At 35.4% G+C, this 26,553-nt stretch carries 16 protein-coding genes; 7 read left to right on the top strand and 9 right to left on the bottom strand.

Annotation, left to right across the window (positions count from 1 at the left end; all coding sequences use genetic code 11):
* Nucleotides 1–220: 220 nt before the first annotated feature.
* The 3 genes from M0P98_03400 to M0P98_03390 all read left to right on the top strand — a co-directional run bounded on the left by M0P98_03400 (nt 221) and on the right by M0P98_03390 (nt 3,525).
* Nucleotides 221–1,069 (top strand): ABC transporter permease, encoded by an 849-nt coding sequence (locus tag M0P98_03400; protein ID MCK9265915.1) that lies wholly within the window; start codon nt 221–223, stop codon nt 1,067–1,069.
* Nucleotides 1,070–1,243: 174 nt separating this feature from the next.
* Nucleotides 1,244–2,515 (top strand): ABC transporter ATP-binding protein, encoded by a 1,272-nt coding sequence (locus tag M0P98_03395; protein MCK9265914.1) that lies wholly within the window; start codon nt 1,244–1,246, stop codon nt 2,513–2,515.
* On the top strand, nt 2,491–3,525 hold the full coding sequence (locus M0P98_03390) for a glycosyltransferase (protein ID MCK9265913.1): 1,035 nt from the start codon (nt 2,491–2,493) through the stop codon (nt 3,523–3,525). The genes M0P98_03395 and M0P98_03390 overlap by 25 nt, the downstream gene beginning before the upstream one ends.
* 277 nt (nt 3,526–3,802) lie before the next feature.
* Here M0P98_03390 and M0P98_03385 read toward each other — a convergent pair whose 3' ends face one another.
* From M0P98_03385 to M0P98_03345, 9 genes are read right to left on the bottom strand one after another with little or no spacing between them, the layout of a single operon-like run.
* A complete protein-coding gene (locus M0P98_03385) occupies nt 3,803–4,831 on the bottom strand; it encodes a glycosyltransferase (GenBank protein MCK9265912.1) in 1,029 nt (342 codons plus the stop codon).
* A gap of 1 nt (nt 4,832) precedes the next feature.
* Entirely contained in the window at nt 4,833–5,894 is a 1,062-nt protein-coding gene (locus tag M0P98_03380) for a glycosyltransferase (GenBank protein ID MCK9265911.1), read from the bottom strand.
* Nucleotides 5,891–7,075, bottom strand: coding sequence for a hypothetical protein (locus tag M0P98_03375; protein ID MCK9265910.1), 1,185 nt, complete (start codon nt 7,073–7,075; stop codon nt 5,891–5,893). The genes M0P98_03380 and M0P98_03375 overlap by 4 nt, the downstream gene beginning before the upstream one ends.
* A complete protein-coding gene (locus M0P98_03370; protein MCK9265909.1) occupies nt 7,075–8,175 on the bottom strand; it encodes a polysaccharide pyruvyl transferase family protein in 1,101 nt (366 codons plus the stop codon). The genes M0P98_03375 and M0P98_03370 overlap by 1 nt, the downstream gene beginning before the upstream one ends.
* Nucleotides 8,156–9,175 carry a glycosyltransferase gene (locus tag M0P98_03365; protein ID MCK9265908.1) on the bottom strand — a complete coding sequence of 340 codons (1,020 nt, stop codon included), beginning with the start codon at nt 9,173–9,175 and terminating at the stop codon, nt 8,156–8,158. The genes M0P98_03370 and M0P98_03365 overlap by 20 nt, the downstream gene beginning before the upstream one ends.
* A complete protein-coding gene (locus M0P98_03360; GenBank protein ID MCK9265907.1) occupies nt 9,175–10,302 on the bottom strand; it encodes a glycosyltransferase in 1,128 nt (375 codons plus the stop codon). The genes M0P98_03365 and M0P98_03360 overlap by 1 nt, the downstream gene beginning before the upstream one ends.
* 2 nt (nt 10,303–10,304) lie before the next feature.
* Complete coding sequence (locus M0P98_03355; GenBank protein MCK9265906.1) at nt 10,305–11,267, bottom strand: glycosyltransferase; 963 nt, start codon at nt 11,265–11,267, stop codon at nt 10,305–10,307.
* A gap of 11 nt (nt 11,268–11,278) precedes the next feature.
* Nucleotides 11,279–12,382, bottom strand: coding sequence for an EpsG family protein (locus M0P98_03350; GenBank protein MCK9265905.1), 1,104 nt, complete (start codon nt 12,380–12,382; stop codon nt 11,279–11,281).
* Nucleotide 12,383: 1 nt separating this feature from the next.
* Nucleotides 12,384–13,229, bottom strand: a complete 846-nt coding sequence (locus M0P98_03345) for a glycosyltransferase (GenBank protein ID MCK9265904.1) — start codon at nt 13,227–13,229, stop codon at nt 12,384–12,386.
* 425 nt (nt 13,230–13,654) lie between these two features.
* Between M0P98_03345 and M0P98_03340 the strand changes: the two genes are divergently transcribed.
* The 4 genes from M0P98_03340 to M0P98_03325 all read left to right on the top strand — a co-directional run.
* Nucleotides 13,655–15,613 (top strand): polysaccharide biosynthesis protein, encoded by a 1,959-nt coding sequence (locus M0P98_03340; protein MCK9265903.1) that lies wholly within the window; start codon nt 13,655–13,657, stop codon nt 15,611–15,613.
* A 477-nt stretch (nt 15,614–16,090) separates the two neighbouring features.
* Entirely contained in the window at nt 16,091–16,609 is a 519-nt protein-coding gene (locus M0P98_03335; GenBank protein MCK9265902.1) for an OmpH family outer membrane protein, read from the top strand.
* Between the two features lie 30 nt (nt 16,610–16,639).
* A complete protein-coding gene (locus M0P98_03330) occupies nt 16,640–18,310 on the top strand; it encodes a BamA/TamA family outer membrane protein (protein MCK9265901.1) in 1,671 nt (556 codons plus the stop codon).
* Nucleotides 18,311–18,373: 63 nt separating this feature from the next.
* Nucleotides 18,374–26,553 (top strand): filamentous hemagglutinin N-terminal domain-containing protein (locus tag M0P98_03325; protein MCK9265900.1); only part of this gene is annotated, 8,180 nt, incomplete at its 3' end.

Here is a 26,553-nt window from a genome sequence, read left to right as displayed (position 1 = left end):
AGAGCCCCTCCCATTCCGTCTTTGCCCTCTACCCTTGGGGTCTTGTCCCATAGTATTTGTGAGGGGAATTGCCACGCCAAAACACGGCTCGCAATGACAAACAAGGCGGAAAAGGAAGGAGGGGAGGGAAAGCAGGTAAAAAGAAAGCGTGAAGAACAAAGATGCAAGAGAATATAATTAGCACCACTAATATTATATTTATGTTATAATACTCTCTATTATGGATAACAATTTAACTCAAAATGAAACAGTAATTAAGCCGGGGTGGCTTGATAAACAATATTGGATAGATATTTGGAATTATAGAGAACTCTTCTATTTCCTTGCTTTGAGAGATATAAAAGTAAGGTATAAACAGACCGTTATTGGTATTGCTTGGGTTATTATACAACCTTTGCTTTCAATGGTTATATTTTCTGTTATTTTTGGAAAAATTGCAAACTTACCTTCCGAAACAGGTGTTCCCTACCCTATAATGGTATATGCAGCCCTTTTACCCTGGCAGTTTTTTTCTCAATCATTAAGTGCTGCCAGTAACTCTGTTGTAGGCAATGTTAGTTTGATATCAAAAATATATATGCCTCGTTTAATTATACCTGCAAGTAAAGTTGTTGTTGGTTTTGTAGACTTTCTTGTCTCTTTTGTTATTCTGTTGGTGTTAATGCTTTTTTACAGGTTTACTCCTTCGGCAAGAATATTCTTATTACCAGTATTTCTCTTTATTGCATTTGTAGCTGCTTACGGGTTTAGTTTGTTTTTTGCTGCCTTAAACGTAAAGTATAGGGATTTTAGGCACGCTATCCCTTTTGTGGTTCAATTGGGGCTATATATCTCACCGGTAGGGTTTTCAAGTAGTGTTATAGCCAAAAAATGGCCCCATTTACGGTTTATATACTCATTAAATCCTATGGTGGGTGTAATAGATGGTTTTAGGTGGGCGATACTTGGTGGTGAGGTAAAACTTTATATGCCAGGGTTTATTGCATCTATTATATTAATAGGAGCAATGTTTGTTGGCGGGTTATTCTATTTTAGGAAGACAGAAAAGACCTTTGCTGATTTTATTTAACAGGTGTTTTTCCCTGTTATCCTGAGCGCCCCTGCTTTTGCCTTCTACCCTTAGGGGATAGGAGAGAGGCAGAACTTGATTCAGGATCTCGTATTTGAACAAACGTAGGAGAAAAAAACGAGATTCCAAATCGGAGTCCAAAATTACATAAGGATTTTTTTAACACTATAAAAAATGGAAATTATACAGATTTTTGATTTAGGAAAAAGATATTATATTACTCACGGTTTGGGGAAATTTAGAAATTATACAAATTTTCGCGAAACTGTGACTGAGAAAGTGAAAACTCTTTTTAGACGTTCTTCAATGTCTGCTTCTCTTCAGAAAAAAGAGGAGATTTGGGCTTTGAGAAATGTTACCTTTGATGTAAAGCAGGGTGAAAAAATTGGAATAATAGGTAAAAATGGTTCTGGAAAAACAACTCTCTTTAAAATTCTTAGCCGTATAACTGAACCTACAGAAGGTTCTGCAAGAATAAAAGGGAGGATCTCAAGTTTGTTGGAGGTGGGAACTGGGTTTCATCTTGAACTTACAGGAAGAGAAAACATTTATATGAACGGGGCTATCTTGGGTATGAAAAAAGTCGAGATAGATAAAAAATTTGATGAGATAGTTGACTTTTCTGGTGTAGAAAAGTTTCTTGATACTCCTGTTAAACGGTACTCGAGCGGCATGAACGTTCGACTGGCTTTTGCAGTAGCGGCTCATCTTGAGCCAGAAATACTTCTTGTTGACGAAGTTCTTGCAGTTGGGGATGCTGAATTTCAAAAAAAATGCCTGGGTAAGATGGATTCAGTTAGCAAAGAAGAGGGACGAACTATTATGTTTGTAAGTCATAACCTTGCGGCTATACGTCAATTATGTGCAAAAACAGTTCTTATAGAAAAAGGTAATATTAAAGCAATAGGGGAAACAGGTGAGGTTATAAATAAATATCTTTCAGAAGTAGACGCTCAGCATTGTTACGTAGATCTGACCGATTATCCCCGAAGCGGGTCGGGCGAATTTCGTTTTGAATATGCTCAAATAGAAGATTCTACTGGTGAACCAAACTCCAAGTTTTCACTTGGGGACGATTTTTCTATAGTTTTTTCTATAACTCCTAAAAAGGGGATTGAACGGCCTGTTAGAATAACTATTTCCATACGAACCTCAGAAGGAACTCCTGTAACCAATATGATAAATACTGATTCAAAATATGAAACAGGAGTTGTAAATGGAAAGACAACTTTTGCTGTTTCTCTTAAAGATATAAGGTTCTACCCTGACACCTATTATATCTCCCTTAAAATACAGGATCGCTCTACGGTTAGGCAGTATGACAATGTGGCTGATTGTTTGAGTTTTGATATTGTTGACGGCGGGGTTATGACCTCAAGGCGGTTACCTAAAGGACAAGGGATTGTTTTCTTAACTCCAGAATGGCACAAAAGAGAACTGAAATAATAAAAATGCCTAAAGTTACAGTAATAACTCCCGTATATAACGGAGAGAAATACCTTGATGAAGCTATCCAGAGTATATTAAACCAAACATTTAGTGATTTTGAATATATTGTAATTAATGACTGCTCAACTGACAAGACCGGAGAAATATTAAAAAAATATCTTAAAGAAGATGCAAGGGTAAAGTTACTTCAAAACGAAACAAATAAGGGTGTTTGTTTTTCTTTAAATAGAGGTTTAAGAGAGGCAAAAGGAGAGTACGTAGCAATAATGGATAGTGACGATATTAGTTTGCCTCAACGCCTTGAAAAACAGGTCTCTTTTATGGATTCTCATCCAGAAATAGGTGTTTGTGGAAGTTGGCTTGAGTTTTTTGGAAATAAAATTTATGTATGGAAAACAATACCTCAGCATAACGATATATTTGTTGGACTACTCTTTGGAAGTATGTTCGGACATCCGACTGTTATTATGCGTAAATCTGTTCTGTTGGATTTAAAAGCACTTTACAGTGAAGAGCATAGGGCAGCGGGGGACTATAATTTCTGGGTACGCCTTGGGATATGCTGTGTAAGATTTGCCAATATTCAAGAAGTATTATTAAATTATAGATTTCATAGTGCAAATATTAGTACCACAAAGAGAAACCTTCAGAAAGAGAATGCTCAAAACTCTTTAATTATTTTGTTAAAGAAACTTGGAGTTGAACCTACCACCGAGGAGTTAAGATTGCACTCCTTATTAAAAAAAGGAATTGCTGTTAGTAGAAGTGAGGTTAAGGATGTTTCTCTTTGGCTAAATAAACTTGTAGAAGCAAATAAGAATTCTAAACTTTGTTCAGAATCCGCTTTATCTATTCTTCTTGCTAAAAGGTGGTTCTCCTTATGTTATAGGTCTAGCCGTAGAGTGCCCCTTATTTTTACCATTTATTTTTCAAATAAGATCTCAAAGAGTATAAGAATATCCCCAAAACAGAAAGTAAAGTTTTTTATTAAGAGTATTCTGCCTTAATTCTTTCTACCCCCTCCATGCTGTTATCCTGAACTTGTTTCAGGCTCTCTTCTTTTAACTGCCGTTTTTTGGCATTGCGAGCCGTATTGTGGCGTGGCAACCCTCGTTGTTATCATTATTATGCTCACCCCCATTCCTTTTTCGCCTACGGCGGGATTGCCGCAGTCGTAAAACCCATTCCTTCGCAAAGACGGAATGGGGGAGTAGTAAAAACGAGATTTCGGATCAAGGCCGGAATGATAAGACAGGGACATATTTAATTGCTTACAAGGGGATATTACCTTTTAACTTTATAATATAACCAGAGCAACCTGTAGAGTTTTAATTTCGAGAGTATTATAATAATCTGTTTCCCTGTTGGTAACCCCTTATTTATAAGAGGAGTATGCTTTAAGGATTCTTTAATCATAGGAAGGTTTAATATTCTTCTTATTTCTTTGAAAGAAGCGCTTTTTACATTATCTTTCGCAAACATATTTGTTAATAACATAGGGAGAAAAGTCTCTGCTATCCTTTTATAGAATCCTATTGAGTAATTTTCAAAGATACCATACTCTTTATAGAATTGAACCATCTTCTCGTGTTGTAATTGTAAACTCTTTTCAAGGTGCGGTTTATATCTGCTTCTTGTGATACTTGTAGGGGAAGCCCTGTAAAAATAGAAGGCCTCTTTTAAGGCAATAATACGGTTTGCGTTATAAAAATAGAAAAAATTAAAGAGTATTTCTGTCCCTATCCGTATATCCTCATCAAAAAAATAATTTTGTTTCAATATCATATCATTCTTATATAGGTTTCGTACAGCAAAGAAAGAGAACTTATTCTTATATATTCCCTCTATCATTTTGATCTTATCTTCTTTTGAAAAGATAACATTATATCTGAAAAGCGGGTAATGGGTTGAAATAATATTTAAATTTTCATCACAAGTATGGTATCCGCTTGTTACAATATCTGCATTATGTTCCTTTGCTGTATTGTACATTTTCTTATACATATCTTTTGAAATAGCATCGTCAGAATCAACAAATCCTATATATTCTCCTTTTGAGACCTTAATGCCTTTATTCCTTGCAGTATTGGGTCCTCTATTATCCTGATTGATTATTTTTATACGAGGGTCTTTAAACGCATATTCCTTAATGATATTAGGGCTTCTATCAGTAGAACCATCGTTAATTAAAATAATCTCTATCTCTTTTAATTCTTGGTTTATAAGGGAATTAAGGCACTCGCTAATATATTTTTCATTATTATATACTGGCACTATAATACTAACATAAGGACTTGTCTGTTTTGTGTCCATTTTAATTTATTATAAGTTTAATTGCTTTTTTAAGTTTGCTTTTCAATTTTGAGTAAAAGGAGAATACTTTTAAGAATATCCATATAAGTAATGGGTGTTTCAAAAGATAACATAACTGAAGAAACCTGCTTAAACTTCCTTTTTTTAAATTTTCCTTCTTAATGCCCTCTTTTTTGTGGTAATCCATTATTTTTCTTATTTTTTTTATCTGTTCGATAGTAGTGTAAGGGGTTTCTTTTTTGATGACATTGGATAGAACCGAGTAGAACCACCTTGGGTATAAGTTTATATACCTTTCTTCTATAATTGTAGGCAATATTCCTATCTCAGCAAAGGCTTTTCGGAAAGATTTATGCATCTCAAGGGATTTTTGTAACTCAAAAGATGGGTAATATCTGCTATATAATTGTCCCATTATAGAACTGTTTCTCCGTATCACAAAATATCCATACTCTTTTGATAAGACAATCTTTTTACAAAGGGTATAGTACTGGAAGTTAAATAGAGAGTCCTCTCCTGGTTGTATATCAGGTGTAAATTTTAAGGTTTTAGCTAAAGATGTTCTGTATAACTTATTTGTTGTAACATCAAGCAAATTTTTCTTACGAAATTCAAAAAAGTTTTCCGAAAACTTCTTTCTATCCATTAGGGCTTCTTCCTCTGGAATATAGATTGTAGTACGTTTGCCTACTATTCGAACTTGACCGAAGATAACTACATCTGCTACTGGGTATTTTTTGTAGTATTCAAGCATTTTTCCAATATACTCTTTTGAAACATAGTCATCGCTATCAACAAAAGTTAAAAATTCCCCTTTCGCTACTTTCATTCCACTGTTTCTTGCCCCCGCAACCCCTTTGTTTTCATGATATATAACTTTTATTCTTTTATCTTTTTTAGCATATTCATCACATATTTTACCGCTATTATCGGTTGAGCCGTCGTTGACAAGAATAATCTCAATCTCTTTTAATGTCTGTTCCACAAGAGAATCAAGGCATTTTCTTAGATATGCTTCAGTATTGTAGATTGGCACAATTATACTAATTATAGGGTTTGTCATTTTTTAATTCTTTTAAATTGTCTTCTGGTGAGGTTTTTAATAGAGATAATATACATCCAAAAGAAAGAGAGTATAGGAACTCTGTACTTATATTTTTTTGCTGCTTCTAGTAATTCAGTTGTAATTACTAAATTTGTTCTCCACCCCTTGTTTCTTATTCTTCCCCAAAAAAAAGTTTTATTTTTATAAAAGATATCTATATCAAACACATCTTTGTAACCCGGAAGACATCCAATTATATCTAACGCTGCCATAGTTCTAATACATTTATGACATAAAGAACAATTAACTTTACCACTCTTCTCCTCTTCTGGTTTAACACAAACATTAAGGTGTTTTTGAAAAATCTTTTTTTTATGGAGTTTTTCAACTTTTTGAAATCTTGAAATCTCTCCTCCAAAAGAGATCATTTCAAAACCTTCTGTTTTTAGAGCGCTTCCAATGAGTAGTTCGTAATACGATGAATTAAGGAATTTCATCTCAAAATCACTTGTCATAAATGTAGATGAGTAATAAAAAAATTTTATAAGTTTCTGTAATGCAAGGGCGCAGGAGATATTATAAAAAGTATGTATCTGAACATAGTAAAAAGGAAAAAACTTCATAAGGTTTGAATTTACCCATATTAGAGGCAATTCAAGTTTTTTACATACCGGTTGAACATATTTCATATATTGAAAAAACTCTTTTTCTGATATCTTTGTATCGTCACCATAAGCACCGGCATTAAAGAGAACTAAGTGGGTTAACCTCATAGTTTCTGGTATATCGTTACCATTATTTGATAAAACTGTATAAAAAGAGTCAACTCCACAGGAGATAGGGGTAACCACTCCATTTATAATTTTATGGTCTTTATTAACTGTTTTTTCAGGATAAATTACGATGTTGCCTAATTCCGGGTTCATCTTTATTAATTCAGGCATTAAAATTTTGGTTATCCCATAAAGGAATCTTTCGGATATTGGTGGTTTAATATATATATCAGAATGGTTTTTCATAGCCCAAAGGAGTATTCCCATTAAGAAGGCGTCTCCGTTTTCTTCGCAGAGGTATTTGCCGTCTTTTTCTTCTGTTTCAAAAAACATCTTGTCAGGGGTATTGTTAATATATATATTTGAACTTATACGAACTCTGCCATTGATTACCTCTTTTTTAATAGTATCTATTTTGATAGCCATTATACTTTTTCCTTTATATGCTCTGGCGTGCAGGCTATAAGAAGTGGCTTAAAACAATCATTAAAATATCTTACCGGGATTTTTCTTGTATCTATCTTTAAGAGAGTGTCTATATATTCTGTTATTCTGTCAATTTCAAACTTTTCCACCATTTTGATATGATGAAAATTTTTAAGCCATTCTTTATGAACCCCGGAAATCTTTCCGTTGGTATTATCTATTACCACACAGGGAGTATTTGTTATTGCACAGAATATCATACAGTGGAGACGGTCCGTAAGAACAACCTTTTTACTTTTTAAAAGGTCCCAAAATTTAGATAGGGTTTCTTCTGTGTTTTCTGGTTTGCAATCCTCAAGGGTTATATTAACGGTATCTGTAAAAGTAACGTCTTTATATTTTTTTATAATAATATTCCCTATCTCTTCTTCCTGTTTGCTTGAGATTTTCTTTTCTTTATCGTTTCTTAAACAGCATAAAACGCCCTTTCTTTCCAACTCAGGAGCAACTTTGTTAAGATAAAGCACTATATCAGGAACTATATCAACATAACTGTTTTTGAAGGTTCTCTTCATTTTATCAAGGGATTTTCTTTCCCTTGTAAAGATATGAAGATTTTTATGTCTGTTATAAATTTTTGAGGTCTTCTTCAACCTTCCTCTTCCAAAAGGTGTTTCTGAAAAAGCCATTGTTTGAGGAAAAGAAACAATTCTGTTTAGCGGAAAGTTTCTTATTACAAACTGTCTTGCATCTTCAAGCGAGGTATATATATCGTCCATATTACCACCACCTAATATAGTGATAATATCTTCTTTAGTGCTAATATATTTCATTGTTTTCATCAGAGAATACGTTTTAGTGCTTGGGATAGTAATAATCTCATATTCTGAGAAATTGTCTTTAAGAAAACGTTCCTGAGAATAAGTTATTGCCATATCTCCAAGGTTCTGGTAGTAACCAGCAAGGAATACAAAGATTTTTTTCCTATTCTTATACTTTCCGTATTCTTCCAAATATAAGGGCTGGATGAGAGCAAGTATCTCTGCCTTAATTTTATTTGGTATAAACTTTTTTATTTTTTTAATAAGTTTGCTTAACATTTTTAAAATATTTGTGTAAAAAGGGCCTAAAAATTTTATACTTTAATATAAAGAAAAAGAGAGATTCTTTAATATTCTTAGGTTTAAAACAGGTCAACATATTAATAGTTTTTGAATCCTGCAAAATATTATCTATATACTTGTTTTTTTCTCTCTTACTCAACTCATCTGTATTGATAATCGATTTTAAACTTGACTTCATACTGGTAAATACCGAACGGCTGTAAAACTTATCTATATTTTTTTTATCAAATCCCCATTCTTCAAGAAAGTTTTTCTTTGCCTCAGAACTTTTAACCTTTAACTCAAAAACATTATGGTAAAACTTTGTTCCAAGAGTTGTTTTAGGTCTTTGAATATAATGTGTAAGAGGAGTTTCTATAATAGCAATACTTTCTAATGTAGAGAGAAGAGAAGCGTTAAACAAAAGGTCTTCTCCTAATGAAATATTTTTATCAAATTTAAAACTCCCTTTTTTTATTATTTCTGACTTATATAATTTGTTCCAAATATACCCAAAAATTTGCCAGAAATTCTCATTTGTATGTAAAGGCAATACATCTTTTTTTGTATATACACCAGTATTATCAGCAACTATCTTTGTAAATAAGAGTTTTTCATTGTAATCAAGAAAGTCAGCATAGTAACCCCAAATAAGAATATCTGCTTCTTCTTTTATTATAACAGAGAGGGCTATTTCAAGTGTTTCAATCTCCCAGTAGTCGTCGCTGTCAAGAAAGGTTATATACTCTCCTGTAGATTCTTTTATCCCACGATTCCTTGAGTCAGATACTCCTCCACTATTTTTGTTGATTACTCTTACTCTGTTATCTTGCTTAGCAAACAAGTTACATATATTTTTCGAGTTGTCTGTTGAACCATCATTTATAAGGAGTATCTCAAGATTACGGTATGTTTGATTAATAATACTTGTAACGCATTTTTTTAGATATTTCTCAGAATTATATATTGGTACAATTACCGAGATTAAGGGTCTCATTATCTTAACACCTCATCAAACATATCTTCTACCTCTTTAACACTCTTGTCTGTATCAAAGAAGGTTGCTCTCTCAGATGCTTTCTTCTTGTAACCTTCTACTTTTTTTGGTGATTTAATAAGTTCTTTTAAACCCTGATATAATGCTTCCTGACTATTTTCTACTATCATTCCGTATTCGTTATTACTTCCAAGCACCTCTTCCGCTCCCGATACCCTTGTAGATATAACAGGCACTCCAAGAATAATTGCTTCGGATATAACAGTACTTAACCCTTCAGAAAAAGAAGAGCAGACAAAAAGGTCTGCCTTTTTAAGATATGGATAGGGGTTTACCTTAAATCCCAAAAGGGTTATCTTTTCCGAAAGGTTATTTTCATTTATAAAATCTTGTAGTTTTTTCTCCTCACTTCCTTTGCCGAGTATATAGAGTTTAAACTCAAACCCTTCATCAAAAAGTTTTTTACATATACTTAAGAGTCGTGAGTACCCTTTTACTCTTGTTAAACTACCTATTGAGATAATATTTAAGATATTTTTAGAAAAGAGTCCTTCTTCTATTGATTCCTTAGATAATCTGTTAATCTCTCTGGTATTGTTGGTATTATACTTAACAACCACCTTATCTTTTAACCCATATATATCAATGAAGGAATTACTAACTGTGTTTGATACCCCAACTATTCTGTCATATAAGTTAAAGGTTTTTATAACCTCTTCTTTTGAGAAAAAGAAACGTCTTATACTTGAACGTCTCATATCTGTATGTAACCAGGCAATCTTTTTTACATTTTTATTTGGGCATCCTGCAATTATTTTTGTAGGAGCTCCGTGCAGATAGGCAACCATTAAGTCATAACCAGTATCTTTTATTAAGAGTTTAAATAGTATTTTTGAAGGTATCAGTTTAAATAAAAGAGAGATACCTTTGAAGGATTTCCAACCTGACTCTATAAGTTTTATATTTTTATTTAAAAACTCCTTATTTACGCCTGCCTTGAAGATTGTCTGGATATGAATATCATACTTCTTTAAGTTCATATTATTTACAAGATTAACAAGAACTCTCTCTGCTCCACCACCACCAAGAGAATGTAGTAAAAATAAAACTTTTTTCTTTATATCCATTCTTATATATTAAAATTCTTTTCTGGTAATTGTAAAAAATTACCTAATTTAAAGTCGTATTCTGCTGGTTTGAATTTGCCAAATCCACTCTCAGGAAAAAAGGTTATTTCACCAAATATTATCGTTGTACCAACATTATACAAATCCACTCTGGCAAAAGGATAGCCAATAGATAACGCTTCTGCTATTTTCAACATTTTTGGGAGGTTAGCAGGCGATTCTATGGCTTTATTTGCTGAATTTTGGAAATTATACATAAAAGGTAATCGTTTCCACTCCGTATCATACATATCTCTTTTATGCTTGATAAACCTATCTATATCAATTTGAATCAATTTTGGTTTGCCATTAAAACAGAAGAACTTGTAGTCCATAAGGTTTTGATTTTCGATTCCTTCAATATATTTCTCGCATATTATTTGAGGTTTAATATCTTTATAAACCCATTCTCTTCCATAATAATAAAGATTTTGTTTGAGCCAACTTTTCATAACAAGTTTCCACCCAAGCCAGTCGTAAGTATTTTTGTCCTTACATATTATATTCCACCCTGAGCCGTGGGTTGCTTTGAGGACAAACTTATCAGGCAGTTTCTTAAAATCAATATCTGAAGGGTTTTCGTAAACGCCATATAAAGTGTTTAATAACCCCCCATAACCTTTTTCTTTAACATATTCTCTTACTGCATACTTATCAGCACATATAACCATTCTTTCGTCTCTGTAATAGATTTTTAGCCATTGGAGTTTTTCGTTAAAGAGCCGTGGGTTTTCAAGGTTGAGCTCCCTGCTAAAAGAATTTTTATATATAATGCTTACATATTCCTTATCGGTATATCTATTCATCTTTTGTGAAAAGATGATTCTCTTTTTCTCATTAATTAAAAAGGATGTATAAGGGTTCTTCTTTAAAAATTGTCCCTTATCTCTCCATTTTTTTATTAAAGAAACACTTTTTTTAACCATAAATCAAACTCCTATCTTGAAAATATCCATTTAAAATGGTATAAATTGGGTGTTTTACTCACCTCAATATACCAGAATATAATATATAAACCAAGTATTAAAATTTTCAGTAATATTGCTGATTTTTTATCAAAACACTCAAGTAACCTTGGAATAGCCAGAGAAGAGAAAATTCCTGTATAACTGGCTATTCTCATAAGGTAAGCACTATTCATTGTTCCTACCCGCAGAATAGCATTAATGAGAAGCATATTAATATAAAAATTTGATTCAGTATCTTTCCCATAAACCCTTCTTACCATATAGTATATAGCCAAAGGCGCCCAGGATATAGCCACTCTTAAGATATTTACCCTTTTTGTCATATATGGGTTAGTTGAAATCATCTGTTTATCAAGTATAATTGCTGAAACTTTGAATAGAATATCATAAGAAGAAATCATAATTATCCCAATAGCAACAAGAAGAAACCATTGTTTGTAATCAACCTTTCGCCTGACAATAAAATATACAGGTAACATAACCAGAGCGCTCGTGTGGCACAAAGAGGCAAGGAAGACAACTATTGCGTACTTCCAGAACTTTCTTTCAATTATAAAGCCACTTCCGGCAAATATTACTGCCATAGCCATATATTGTCTTATGCCGTTAAAAGAGCCGTGCCAGGAACCTATAAATATAAAGAGAAGAATACTATATAAAAATGTTTTGCTTGTTCGGGCAATATGAAAAACGCAAAGCCCAATAGTAACCAGAGATACCAGAAAAAACATTGTAGCAGAGTCGTCGTATGTATATCTTGATATGATAGAAATAGTTCTAATTCCAAAAGAGCCAATGTTTGATAATTTCAATCTAAAGAGTTCATTTATTGGAACCCTTGAGTATGACCAGTATAAGCTGGCATATTGCCAATAATCAGTTCCAACTCTCCACCTTAGACCTGCAACAAGGAAAAGCCCAAGAAAAGATAAGAATATAAAAAAAGAGCTAAGGGGAATTTTATCAAAAAGGTTGGGAGATAAAGTTTTGTCCTTAACTTCAACTCTTTTTGCTTCCTGAGAAAATAGGGCAGTTATTGCTACCCATAAGATCGTTAGATAATAAACTCTCATCCTACTTGCCTTTTTTTTCCGTATTCTTTTTATTAAACCTTCTGTTATACTTTCTGTTATGATAAAAATACATAAGTTTGCCCGGTGTTAAACCTGCAAGTATTGGCTTAAAGGCAAAAAGGTAATATTTTAGCGGGTAATTTAATAGTTTATAACCGTAGAATCTTGTTTGCACTTCGTAAATTCTTGATATCAATGTTCTTTTTTTATGGTCTGAAATACTCTCCCGTACTAAATATAGCGGTTCTTGTAGATTGTATCCTTTATACCCCTTGGCAAAAAACCTAAACCATAAGTCGTAATCCTGTCCTCTTTGGGTTCTTGGTAAAACAGTGTATCCTTTTAAGGTGTCAAATACCTCTTTTCTTATCATAATTGTTGCGTGGTAAAAAAAAGAGCCAAACCTTAAATCATACTTGTTTGGTATTGGCTTGACTATTCTGGGAGTCCTTTTTCCATCCTCATCAAAAGGTATCATACCTGTACCTACTAAAGAATACCCGGGGTTTGAATTTAAAAAATCAACCTGTTTTTTGAGTCGTTCAGGAAGAGAAATATCATCTCCATCCATTCTGGCTATAAAAGTTCCTGTTGCAACCTCAAGACACCTGTTTAAAGAGTAAGCAAGTTTTTTGTTTGTATCGTTCTTTAAGAGTATAAATTTGTCTGGATGTTTTTTCTTGTAGGATTCAAGGATTTGCCAAGTGTTATCTGTTGAAGCATCATTACAAATAACAAACTCCCAGTTGGTATAGGTCTGGTTTAGGATAGATTCTATACATTCATTGAGGGTATTTTGGCTGTTTCGTACCCCCATTATAATAGATACTTTCGGTTCGTTTATCATATAGTTTTTGTTTTTTAAAAGTGTTGATATTTCAATTATTCTACATTTTATATTTTTATAGGTCAATTATACGAATTGTAGTATAAAAAAATAGGCGAAATTATTATATTCTTTTATCTACCCCCATTTCTTTTCCGCCTTCGGCGAGATTGCCACGCTCCCTTCAGTCGTTCGCAAAGACGGAATGGGGGAAAAGATGAGAGATTTCCCTGCGTGTCATTCCGGACTTGATCCGGAATCTCGTTTTTACTCCCGCTTCATAGATGACAAAGAGGGGCGTTCAGGATAGTAAAGTGGGCGGATGGAAGTAAAAAAATGGCAGATATTCCTTCGCAATGACAAACAAAAGACCTAATAATAAAATTGCCGTTTTACTAAAATGGTTATACAATATTAAGATATTAAATAACAGGACTGAACATAATATGAAAAATTTATATAATCCCTCAAGCAATAAAAGATTTATATTCTTCTTCTTTCTGGATATTCTTATAATAATCCTTTCGTTATACTCTTCTTTTTTTATACGTTTTTCCTACCAACTTCGCACTGAATATTTTAGTGCAAGACGTTACATAATAATGATTAATTACGCTCTTCCAATTTTTCTTATTATAAAATTATCAATTTTTGGCCTATTCCATTTATATAGAATTACTTGGCGGTATGTGGGAGTACGTGACCTTGTGAATTTAGCCAGAGCAGTTTTAGTTGCACAATTAATCTTAATGTTTATTATTCTAATAATGGTTGGCGTAAAACCGTTTTGTCTTATACGTTCTACTTGTTTTATTGGTTTTCCTCGAAGTATATTTATTATTGATGGGTTTGTTTCTTTTGTTCTACTGGCAGGAGTTAGAATATCAAAAAGAGTCTTTCTGGAGGTTCTTGGCAAAGGTGGGTACAAGAAAGGGTTAACAACTATAATTATAGGAGCTGGCAATATAGGAGAAACACTGGTTAGAGATATGATAAGAAAAAAGTTTGTTGACTACTACCCTGTTGCCTTTCTTGATGATGATAAAGAAAAGGCGGGCTCTTATATCCACGGAGTTCAAGTTATTGGAGAGATAGATAAATTAAAAGAGATGGTAAAAAAACTTAAAGCGGAAGCTGTTATAATAGCTATTCCATCTCTTAACTATAAAAAATTAAGAACAATTTATGATATGGCAAGGCATAGTGGCGTAAAAACAATAAAAGTTGTTCCAAGTATGTATGTCCAGCACGCTCCTCAAATTAGTATAAGAGAGTTTAGAGATATTAGTATAGAAGACCTTATAGGGCGTCAAGACGTAAAAGTTGATTATGAACAGATAGGGGAATTTATAAAAGGAAAGACGGTTCTTGTGACAGGCGCGGGCGGTTCTATCGGTTCAGAGATAATTATGCAAGTATGTTCTTTATGTCCTAAAAAAATCATTCTTTTTGATATTGATGAAACAGAGTTACATAGTTTGGAGATGAAGATAAGTAGAAAATATAAAACAGAGAAACAATCTATTGAAGGAATCTCTTTTGTAGATATATTGAATAAGGTTTCTTTTGTTGTAGGAGATGTTAGGGATAGAGAACGGCTGGAAAAGATTTTTAAGAAGTTTTCGCCACAGATAGTTTTTCATTCGGCTGCTTATAAACACGTTCCTATGATGGAATATAACCCTGAAGAAGCAGTTAAGGTCAACATATTTGGAACATATAATCTTGCAAACGTTTCTGCAAATTACGGTGTTGAGAAATTTATAATGATTTCTACCGATAAAGTAGTTAGACCAACCAGTGTTATGGGGTTGACAAAAAGAATGGCTGAAGGTATCTGTATGGCATTTAATGGTGGTGAAACAGACGAAACAAAGAGTAAACGAACCGCTTTTATATCTGTACGATTTGGAAATGTGCTTGGTAGCAGAGGAAGTATTTTGCCTATCTTTCTTGAACAACTTAAGCAAGGAGGTCCTATAACTGTTACCCATAAAGATATGAAGAGATACTTTATGACTATTCCAGAAGCAGTAGCTCTGGTTCTACAAGCGTCTGTTATAGGTAAAGGGGGCGAGGTGATGGTTCTTGATATGGGAGAACCAGTAAAAATTGTTACATTGGCTGAAGAGTTGATAAATCTTCACGGGTTAAAACCTTATGAAGATATTAAGATAGAGTTTACAGGAATTAGGTCGGGAGAGAATTTTTTTGAAGAGATTCTTACTTCTAATGAGGTTGCTACAAGGCATAAAAAGATTTTTGTTGCAGGTAACAGCGGAAAGTGTTCTTTAATAGAAATAGAAGAGATTCTTAAAGGTTTAGGTGTTGCTCTTAAGGATGATTCTCTTTCTGACCTTGATATTAAAGAGATTATTTGTGAGTATGTGAAAACCTTAAATTGAATTCATCATTTTGCCTTTGCCCTTGTATGTCATTCCGGACTTGATCCGGAATCTCGTTTTTATTACCCCCCCCATTCCGTTTTTGCGAAGGAGTGAGTTTTACGACTGCGGCAATCTCGCCGAAGGCGAAAAAGGAATGGAGGAACAATAGTAATGATAAAGACGAAGGTTGCCACGCCACAAGACGGCTCGCAATGCCAAAAAACGGCAGTTAAAAGAAGAGATCCTGAAACAAGTTCATGATGACAAGTTGCGGCGAAAAAAGATCGAGGTAGAATTGTAAGAAAAAATAAATTTGACAAAATATTTTGATGTATGATAAAGTTATTAGGCAAAATTCAATTTAACTCATCAGAAAAGGTAACACAATTGCAATTTAGTGTTTATACTCACAAAAATTTTCTTGACAAAATAATGTAATATTGTATAATTACATCCATAATAAAATTTGAACTTTTAAAACTAAGGAGAACTAAGATGAGTAAAGTCAGTAGGCGTGTTTGTATGTTTGTTTGTGGATTATCAGTACTATTTATGTTTGCTTTTGTTTCTCACGCAAAAGAACTTAAAGTTGGCGTGGTTGATGTAGAACAGATATACTCTTCTTACGGAAAAGCAAAAGCATCCAGTGGCGAAATACAGACAAAAAAAGAAGCAAAACAGATAGAACTTGCAAAAAAACAGACAGACCTCCAGGTCTTGCTCGATGAATATAATAAGAAGAAAGATAAAATGAAAGAAGCAGAAAAACAAGATTATGAAAAGAGAGTAAGAGATTTAAGAACAGAAATAATTACATTTACAAGGTTGTCTAACGAAGTGCTTACAACTGAAAACAGACAACTTATACAGAAACACCTTAACGAGATAGCAGCGGCTATACAAGATTACGCAAAGAAGAATGGGTTTGATATGATAGTTGACAAAAAATCTCTACCATTTTTTTCTGATGCGTTAAACCTAACAGCCGATATTATAAAAACATTAAATAGATAGACCCATAAACCGAATAACAGGAGGTAATCAATGGGAGCGAAAAGCAAGCTAATTGGCTTTATTGCTTTTACTTTTTTTGTTTCATCAACTTTTCTTTTAGCTAATTCAGAGAAGGTTTATACTGGATTGACTGACCAACCACAACTTGAAGTAACGCCTATGCCAGAAATAATAAAACCTGAAAGGCCTGAGTTAAAACTTGAGGCGAGCAAAAAGGTAAAAGTTGATAAATTTCTTATAAGCGGTAATGTCAATATAAGCACAGACGAGTTGCTTGCTTCCATTAACAAATATAAAGGAAAAGAATTATCAGTCCCTCAACTTCTTGAACTTGCAGATATTCTTACAAGGAAATATTGGGAGAAAGGGTATGTAACTTCTTTTGCATATATACCTGTCCAGAAAATGGAGAGGGGTATTCTTGAAATAGAAGTTGTTGAAGGTAGACCCGGTAAAATCTATGTTCAAAATAACCGATATTACACTACAAAATTTATTGGTAACCATCTTTCCTATATATTAGATACAGAACTTCTTGATAGCAGAGATCTTGAAAGAGGTCTTTTACTCCTTAACGATTATCCTAAACTAAACGTAAAGGCCACCCTTACCAAAGGCGACCTACCTGGAACTACAGATATACTTCTTGATACATACGAACCCTGCTACCCAATGAACTTCGGTTTATTTTTTAATAATTTCGGTTCAAGATATACAGGTCAAAACAGGGCAGGATTTTCTTGGGATTGGGCTAACCTAACAAAACACGGGGATATACTTTCATTAATGATGTTGACCAACCCTGGAGATATAGACCAGTTGTTATATTGGAAACTTGGATATTCTGTGCCTATAGGTTATAACGGAACAAAACTTGATTTTGCTTATTCAAGGATGGACTATGAGATAGGTAAAGAGCTTTCTATTTTGGGTATAGAAGGAAAATCAGAGATATTTGGTTTTGGGGTTAGTCATCCTTTAATTAGAGCAAGAGAAAAGAATTTACAGTGGTACGTAGATTTGAAAAAGAAAACATTTGAAAACTTTTTATTTGAAAAACTTTACAATACTTCAACTGACGAGTACGCAGTATTAGAAGCTGGATTAAAAGGAGATAGGGTTGTAGGAAGAAACCATACCTATATGACATTTAACACTACTACAAGTTTAGGTAAAATGTTTGGAGGTATGTCTGATATTGACTATACAAGCGGAAGTAGACCAGGTATTACAGATAGCAGTTGGATGAAATTTAATCTTGATTTAACAAATATAACAAAATTTGGTAATTGTCAACTTATAACAAAAGGTTCAGGGCAGGTCTCTACCGACTGTCTTCTTACAGGTGAACAGTTTGTTATAGGTGGTCCTGACTCTGTTAGAGGGTACCCTTCGGGAGAATTTCTTGGTGACCACGGGTATTTTGTTTCAGCAGAATTAAGGACACCTTTCTTACCCGGTAACAATATGCTTAATAAGTATGTCAACTGGGCGTTCTTTGTTGACCACGGAACAACCTATTATAAAAAAATATTGCCAGGTGAAGAAAAAGAGAGTTCTTTGACCGGTATGGGATTAGGGGTAAGAGTTTATATCCCTTGCCATTTCCATTTAAGGTTTGATGCTGCCTGGCCAAAAACAGATAACGCTTCAGACGGAAACGATAGAAGATACTGGTTACAAGCTGGACTTAACTTTTAATAGCCATAATACTATGAAAATAAAAAATATTTACACATTAAACCCCTTTACAGGAGGAACTATATGAACCGGAGCAAAATTGCGGCAAAGTTTTTATTATTGTTAGCGGCAGGAGGACTTCTATTCCCGATGCAAGCTTTGTCATTACCGACAGATCCGTCAGTGGTAGCTGGCAGTTCGTCATTTTCTCAAACCTCTGACCAGATGACTATTGAGCAGACAACAGATCGCTCTATTATCAACTGGGGAGGGTACTCAATCGGCTCCGGCGAAACGGTTAAATATATACAGCCTGGCGAGAGCTCTATCTCGCTGAACAGGGTTACAGGTGGTAACCCTTCAGAAATTTTAGGGCAACTCCTTGCTAACGGACAAATCTTCCTTATTAACCCTTCAGGTATTCTTTTTGGTGCAAACTCACAGGTTAACGTATCTGGTCTCCTTGCAACCACATTACAACTTTCTGACCAAGATTTTCTCTCCGGCAACTACTCCTTTACCCAAGACCAGCAAGCATCTCTGGCTTACGTCGTAAATAAAGGCACGATTATTGTCCAAGACAATGGTTACCTTGTTTTGGTCGCTCCTCTGGTCTCAAATGAAGGGCTAATTGTTGCGAATATGGGGAAAGTGGCTCTGGGTGGCGCTGAGAGTTTTACTGTCAACTTTGACGGGAGAGGGCTTGTCAACTTTGCAATAGGTGCACCAGCAGCAGGCGAACCAGGCACAGTTCTTATACCCACAGGGCAAGTAAGCGATATAGTTAAAGGGGTTGTTAGTTCTCCAGCGTTGGTTGAAGCCGGTTCAGTAGTAGAAGAGAACGGTATGACCTATCTTGGTAACGCCTCTGGCACAGTTATCAGTTCAGGAGAAATTAGAGCAGACGGCATTTCAGGTCAAGATGCCGGCAGCATTATAATAGATTCTAACCTTGTATCAGCCATAGTTCCGGGAGCAGTATTGAGCGCTTCTGGTGTAGGCGAAAACTCTTCAGGTGGCGAAATCCTTATACTTTCTGATATGGAAAGAGGGACAGCACTCCTTGCAGAAAACACAACAGTCGAAGCAAAAGGTGGAGACATCTCAGGCGATGGCGGGTTTATAGAACTTTCAGCTAACAGGTTCTATTTAGATGATTCAAATATAGACCTTACAGTAACCGATGGCAACCCTGGTACTTTTCTACTTGACCCATATAATATTACTATTGGCACTGAAAATGCAGGTGGAGATTGGACAGGTGGAATTTATGAGCCAACAGATTCTGGAAACACAATTTCAAATACAACAATAAATGATCTTCTTGCTACTACTGATGTAATCATTTCTACTGGTCTGGCTGGTTCTCCCGGTGGAGATGCTGGAAACATTTCAATAGAAAGTCGGATTGCCCCAGGAGGGAGTGTTAACGCTTTTTCTCTTACTCTTGAAGCCGCAAATGCCATAACATTTAATGGTGGTAGTATTTATTATGTAGTAGGTGATGATATTACCCTAAAGGCAGATACCATAAATGTACCTTCACGAGATCCTTACTCATCTCCTTGGCCTGATATGCCAGTGTTATCTTACTCAGATACTGGGCATCTTTATATATATACCAACACATTAAATTTAACTGTTGTTGAACCTGAAGGAAAAACATTTGGTGCTTATAACATACATATAAATCCTTTAACGCCTGGTAGAGATATTGTTTTGGGTTCAACTGGTTCAATTCCAAACGGTTCTTTGGATCTTTCTCAAGATTTCTTTGATAGTGTTTGGACAGGCAATTTAAGAAGTTTTTATATTGGTGATAATAAACACACTGGTGATATTCATATTACAGGAGATGTTCATATTGGAGCGGATAGATACCAATCTTGGGCAAATCCTACATATCTTGAAACTCAAGGTAGCATTTTAAGCCAAGGTGGTAGAATAACAGATGATTATATTCATTTTATAGCGGGTGGGGATATAGATGTGTTAACTGCTGTTGAACGTCTTGGAGCCATTTCCAGTGGTGGTGATATCACTATCGAAAATCTTGGTGCCCTTACTCTTGCAGGTGCTACCATAACGGGAGCTGTCGGTGATATTGACATAAGCACTACCAGCCCAATGACAGTTATCTCTGAAGTTTCCGGACCCGGCAATATCACACTTCAAGCAAATGACAATGGTGCTGATGCCGACCATTTAACTATTTCTGCCAACGTTAAAAGTACTGACGGTGGGCTGATAAGTTTAAATGCTGGTGCTAATATTATTCAGACAACAGGAGAGATAAGCACAACAGGCAATCTCTCTCTTTCGGCTGATTACGATGGAAGCGGTGTAGGAAAAATAGAGCAACAAGCAGGTGGTTCTATCTACGCGTTAGGTCTAGAGTTAACAGCTAGCGGTGATGTAGATATCAAGACCTCTGTTGTCAGCACATTAGCAGTTGACACAGATGGAGATGTAACTATTAGCAACGCCAAGTTAGGTGGTCTAACGGTAGGCACAGTTGGAGCAACCAGCGGAATAAGTGGTGCATCCCTTGCTTTAACAGAGACCTCAGGCGGTATAAATATTGATAAAGATATAGATGTTACAGGTAGTGCGAATATAGAAGCAACTCAGGGTGCAATTACATCTGCCGGGACAGCAACAACAGATATAACTGCTTCCGACCTTATTTTAAAGGCTTATGCAGGTATTGGTACTTCAGCCAACCCTATAGCCACATCAGTTAGTCAACTCGATGCTTTAAATACAAACATTGGTGGTATTTATGTTGAAAATACTGGTGTTTTGGAATTGGTTGGACTTAGAGCAGGAGCTACTCATTCAATAGAAAACAGAGCAGAAAACGGTGCTATAAATCTAACCAACACAGGTTCTATTACAGTAACTGATGAGATACAATCTAACAATGGTAATATCTCTTTAACTGCAAGCTCTCCCATACTTGTCAACTCTGATATTATTTCTGGTGGTGGTCATATTCAACTTGAAGCCAATAATAATGACGGGTATATTTGGATGGGTTCTGGTGTAACCATTGATTCTACAGGTACTACAAACGGAAATATACTTCTTCAAGCTGATGGAAAGGATAGTTCTGATAGAAGCATAGATATGACAATGGGTGGTTCTCATACTGACGCAGTTATAACAGCAGGGATAGGAGAAGTGTATATTAAGGGTATTTATGATATTATTCTTTCAAGTGTTACTGGTGGCGCTATTAATGTAGAAACTGTATCAGGCAATATTCTTGATGACGAAGTTGATACCACTTATCTTTCTGCTTCTACTTTTTATTTAAGTACTGGTGCTGGAGATATAGGAGCAACTGATGGTGATGCTGGTATAAGACCTGGCTTCCTTGATATAGATACAACAAATCTTGTGACTGGGGGGATTTCCCTTACAGGTGTTGATGGTAGCGATTTCTACCTAAATTTTCTTAACGGAGATTTCCGGTCAAATTATATTAGTCAAATTAACCCGAACGATGGTGGAGTTTCAATAAACTCTTTAACAATAGGCGTTTCTGACGGAAAAGACCTTATCCTTAATAGTGATATTTTTACTGATATACATTATGAACTCAACCTTCTTTCAACAGGTGGGTTAATAATAAATACTCTTATCACAACTAATTCTGATTTGGTTCAGCTTGCATCAGGTGGCGACTTGAATTTAGGAAATAGTGTAATCTTTAACAACTCTGATGGTACTCTTATTCTTTGGGCTGACTTTGACCAAGACGGTTCTGGAAAACTTACAAGTAGCGGGAGAATAAATCTTAATACAGTTGACAACTTAATACTTATAGCAAGTGAAGGTGTTTTGGTACAAACTGAGGGCGAATATAATCTTGCAGCATATAATGCAGGTGGCGAGATATTCGTTGATAATGTTGGTGATATAACAATTTTTGATGGTTCTGCATACGTTCCAGACCCAGTTATTGATGTTAATGGTATCAAAAACATATCAGGCGGGGATGTTAGAATCTCTGCTCATTCAAGTATAGATATCAACGCTCCAATAGAAACTTATGGCGGCGATCTTTACCTTACCGCTACTGAAGATATTACTCATACCGCAGTTGGTGATATAACAACTCAAGGCGGTAGTTATACAGCCCTATTTAACCAAGACCCGTTACTTACTGGTTCTTATACAATGGTTGACGGTACATTAATAGATGTTACTGATGCAAGCGTAACAACAGGTATTGTAACTATACAATCAACAGCTGGAGTAGGCGGAGATATAACAATTTCTCAAATTCTTGCTGATACCACAGATGGCGCAATAACCCTTTCTACATCAGGTGGGGCTATTGAAAAAGCATCTGGGAATACTGCCACTTACGAACTTGTTGCTAACCAATTATTACTTTATGGGGCAACAGGAATAGGTAATACTGACGTTTTACTGACAAATATCAATGATTTTGGTGCAATAAATACCGGTAGCGGTAATATAGATATCGAAAACACCGCTCCCGGATTAGCAGGTCTTACCATAATAGCAGCCGCACCCGGTATAGGTATTCAAAATACAGGTGGAGGTATAAATCTAACAGAAACAAACGGTGATATAAGTATAAATAACTCAGTAACAGCGTCTGGCGATATATCTCTCTTTGCAACTGATGCTTCTGCTAATATATCAAACCTTGCTGATATTACTTCTACCAGTGGAAACGTAACCCTTGAAGCAGGTAATGATATAAATATGGGTGCTAATATACTGGCTAATGATACTTTAACATTAACCTCTACTGGTTCTATTGTGCAGGGAGCAAACGGTAGAGCAACTGCACCTACTATGGTTCTTTCAGGTGTTGCAATAGGCACATCAGGTACCCCACTTCAAATTGATGCAGGAGACCTTACCGCAACAGCAACAGGTACTCCAGATGGAGATATTTATCTAAACGAACTTAACACAGTAAATCTTGTTGACGTTTCAACAACAGACGGGGTTATACAAGTAGAGTCAGGCACAGGAATAACCGCAACTTCTGTTTTTACAGGAAATGATAACAACATAATTCTTACTACCGCTACTGGCGATATAACTATTGTTGGTGTCAACGCAGGCACAGGCACCGCAACAATAACTGCTACAACTGGTAGTATTGGAGATATGGCAGGCACACTAACAGCCGGTGAAGCTCTCTTGACTGCTGACGGTAATATTATGGTAGGTACAAGTGTTAGCAGTTTGGCGTTGGCAGGTGGCGGATTTATACAAATTGGTAATGTTGGTGATTTGGAACTGACTAGCGTTACAAATACCGGTCTTTTGACTGCTATTCAAACAGACGGAGCTCTTCTTGTTAGTGGTGATATAGTTGCTCCTTTCTCAATTGTGGCACTTGGTGCATCTGGAAATATAACAGATGCTAATAGTGCAATGATTGGGGCTGAATCTCTTGGGATTTACTCTTTTGGAACTGAGGTTACTCTTGGGGATGTCCAAATAGATACTCTGACAGTTGATGCGTTTTTTGCAACAGTAGATATTACTACTACTGCGTCAAGTGGAACCCTTAATGTTGGTTCTGTTCTTGGAATGGACGGAATAACAGCCGATACCCTTACCTTAACAGAGACCGCTGGCAGTATTAATATATCTGCTCCAGTAGAAGTTACTAATGCGACGACCCTCTCTGCTGTGCAAGGTGGTATTACTGGAACAGCACTTATAACCGCAGATACTCTTTCTGCAACAGCATTAAATGAAATTAACCTAAAGACAAAAGTTAATCAACTTTCAGCAAGAACTGAAAACGATAACCTTATAATTGATAATATCGATGACTTAACCCTTGCTGACCTTGACGGATGGGGTTATGCAGTCCGAAATGTAGGTACTGGTTATATAGATATTTCTGTCAATTCTGATCTTATTATTGCTTCATCTATTTTAGGGGACAATATACGTCTTGCTGCAAAAACAGGTGCTATCCTTGATACAAACGATACAGACCCTGACATACGCGAACTTACTACAGGTGCAGGTAACCTGATACTTGAAGCGGCAGAAGGTATAGGTGTTCTCACAGGCGCAGCAACAAGCGACTATATAGAAACTGATGTTACCAATGTAGCAATCTTAAATACAACTGGCGATGTTCTTTTAGATGAAACTAGTGACCTTAATGTAGCAACTGTAACTATTGGTGCAAATACCCTCTCTGGTATAACAAATACAGGTGACATAAACCTTATTGTTGGTGGAGGGCTTATACAGACAAGCGCCAACGATATTGTGTCTAACGATGGGAATATTACAATAAACGCAGATTCTCTTACACAAAATCTCAGTAGTAGCATCAACGCGGGTACCGGAGATGTTGGGATTACAACAGTTGGAAATATATCACTTGATCTAATTTTGGGAGACACGGTTACCCTTACAGCAGGTGACTCAATAACTGATAATAATGATTTTGATATTAATATTATTGCTAAGAACCTTAGAATGAGTGCTGCTAACGGTATTGGAGCTCTTGATGCTATAGAAACAAAAGTAGATACACTTGAAGCAGTTAATACTGCAGACGGGGATATATGGGTGTACCAACTTTCTGGGGATATAGATGTAGTAAAGATTGCTCAGGAGGATACCAATAATACTGGAGACATAAAACTTGAAACACAACAAGGTACAATAAACGTATTGGCGTCTGGTGACGGAATAACAACAGAAGGCACAGGTGCCATATCTCTTATCTCTCATACAGGTCAAGACAGTAATATCAATATCAACAATGATATAGTCTCAGTAGATGGAAATATTTACTTTAATTCTGCTAATGCAATTAATGTAAATAATGGAACAGTAGAAACTACTGGTAATGGAAGAATTGATATTGAGGCATCGTCTATTATAACAATTGCAGATAATTCTACCATTCAAACTGTAGATAAGGGAATATCTATTGAGTCCTTTTATGAAAGTATTTTTGTAGATCGTTCTATAATTTCTTCAGGTGCTGAACTTGAAATAACTGCATCTCAAGAAGTGAATATTCTGGGCAGTTTTCTTACCTCTGTTGACGACTTTAAGGTAGAAGCAGGAAGTATTAAGATTGATATGGAAAGTTGGCTTTTTGCGGATGACGATATTGAACTTACTGCGAATTTGGGTAGCATTACAGGCGGTGGAAAATCAGATATTGAGTCGACTGGCGGTAATGTAACCTTAAAAACAACTTATACAAATAGTGGTAATATCGTTCTCGGCAACGAATCCGGATGGCTTGATGTTTATGCTTATGATGCTAACTCTATTCTTCTTGATTCCGCAAAAGATATAGTTGTTGACTATTTTTCTCACGTGGTAGGAGAGGAAGGCTCTGTTACTTTAAAAGCAGGTAACGATATAACCGTTCAAACAAGAAATTACAGTGAAAGATCAGGTATTTATTCAACCACAGGTACAATAACTCTTGATGCGAATGGATATATATCCCTTATTGGTGCTAGGGTTGTTGCAACAGATAATTATGATGATTTCGGGGATGTAGAAATTACAGCAGTCAAAAACATATTCACAGAAGCATTTGCAGGTGAATCTGGTACAGCAACTTATATTGGTGGAGCAAATGTAACTTTAACTACAACGGGAACAGGCGGAGAAATCCTTTTAAACAATGGTTACATTGATGCCTACGGAAACCTAACTATTGATTCACAGAATGATGTGGAGATTACAAATAATGCTATTTATGTTTATGACGGAAATGTAAATATAACCTCTAATAATAGTGGTGGAATATTCCTCGATAGAACATATATAACGACAGATAGAGATACTGATGATACAGGTGTTGGTAATATCACACTTGAAACTAAAATTTCCTCTTCAGCTCAGAAAGGAATGATTCTTATTTCCAGTTCTTCCTTGGAAGCTGCAGGCGACAATGGTAATATTAAAATCATCACTGATGATTCATTCCTTTACGCCACTCTTTCTACGATAAAGATAGCATCTGGCGGCTCAGCAACTCTTGAAGCAGCGGTTGTTACTCTGGAAGATGTGTTTATAGATGTTGGTGGTAATATATCAGTAACTGCCACAGAGGATGCTGTTTTCGGTGGGGGGTATCTTACTATTACAGGTACAGAGATTTTTAGACAGATGATGGGGCTTTCTGAGAACCTATCAGTAGGTGGCGATATAACCCTTTCTGCTGATTATGATGTTATTATCTCTGACGTAGTCGCATCCGCTGGTGGAAATGT

Source organism: bacterium (assembly GCA_023230585.1).
In the GTDB taxonomy this organism is placed as follows: Bacteria; Ratteibacteria; UBA8468; order B48-G9; family JAFGKM01; genus JALNXB01.
This window is presented reverse-complemented; position numbering and strand designations above follow the sequence as displayed.

What these genes read in the sequence shown, in the direction of transcription:
- M0P98_03400 (MCK9265915.1), top strand. Translation starts at nt 221, where the DNA reads ATGGATAACAATTTAACTCAAAATGAAACAGTAATTAAGCCGGGGTGG.
- M0P98_03390 (MCK9265913.1), top strand. Translation starts at nt 2,491, where the DNA reads ATGGCACAAAAGAGAACTGAAATAATAAAAATGCCTAAAGTTACAGTA.
- M0P98_03335 (MCK9265902.1), top strand. Translation starts at nt 16,091, where the DNA reads ATGAGTAAAGTCAGTAGGCGTGTTTGTATGTTTGTTTGTGGATTATCA.
- M0P98_03380 (MCK9265911.1), bottom strand. Translation starts at nt 5,894, where the DNA reads ATGACAAACCCTATAATTAGTATAATTGTGCCAATCTACAATACTGAA.
- M0P98_03340 (MCK9265903.1), top strand. Translation starts at nt 13,655, where the DNA reads ATGAAAAATTTATATAATCCCTCAAGCAATAAAAGATTTATATTCTTC.
- M0P98_03360 (MCK9265907.1), bottom strand. Translation starts at nt 10,302, where the DNA reads ATGGATATAAAGAAAAAAGTTTTATTTTTACTACATTCTCTTGGTGGT.
- M0P98_03375 (MCK9265910.1), bottom strand. Translation starts at nt 7,075, where the DNA reads ATGGCTATCAAAATAGATACTATTAAAAAAGAGGTAATCAATGGCAGA.
- M0P98_03365 (MCK9265908.1), bottom strand. Translation starts at nt 9,175, where the DNA reads ATGAGACCCTTAATCTCGGTAATTGTACCAATATATAATTCTGAGAAA.
- M0P98_03355 (MCK9265906.1), bottom strand. Translation starts at nt 11,267, where the DNA reads ATGGTTAAAAAAAGTGTTTCTTTAATAAAAAAATGGAGAGATAAGGGA.
- M0P98_03330 (MCK9265901.1), top strand. Translation starts at nt 16,640, where the DNA reads ATGGGAGCGAAAAGCAAGCTAATTGGCTTTATTGCTTTTACTTTTTTT.
- M0P98_03395 (MCK9265914.1), top strand. Translation starts at nt 1,244, where the DNA reads ATGGAAATTATACAGATTTTTGATTTAGGAAAAAGATATTATATTACT.
- M0P98_03345 (MCK9265904.1), bottom strand. Translation starts at nt 13,229, where the DNA reads ATGATAAACGAACCGAAAGTATCTATTATAATGGGGGTACGAAACAGC.
- M0P98_03385 (MCK9265912.1), bottom strand. Translation starts at nt 4,831, where the DNA reads ATGGACACAAAACAGACAAGTCCTTATGTTAGTATTATAGTGCCAGTA.
- M0P98_03370 (MCK9265909.1), bottom strand. Translation starts at nt 8,175, where the DNA reads ATGTTAAGCAAACTTATTAAAAAAATAAAAAAGTTTATACCAAATAAA.
- M0P98_03350 (MCK9265905.1), bottom strand. Translation starts at nt 12,382, where the DNA reads ATGAGAGTTTATTATCTAACGATCTTATGGGTAGCAATAACTGCCCTA.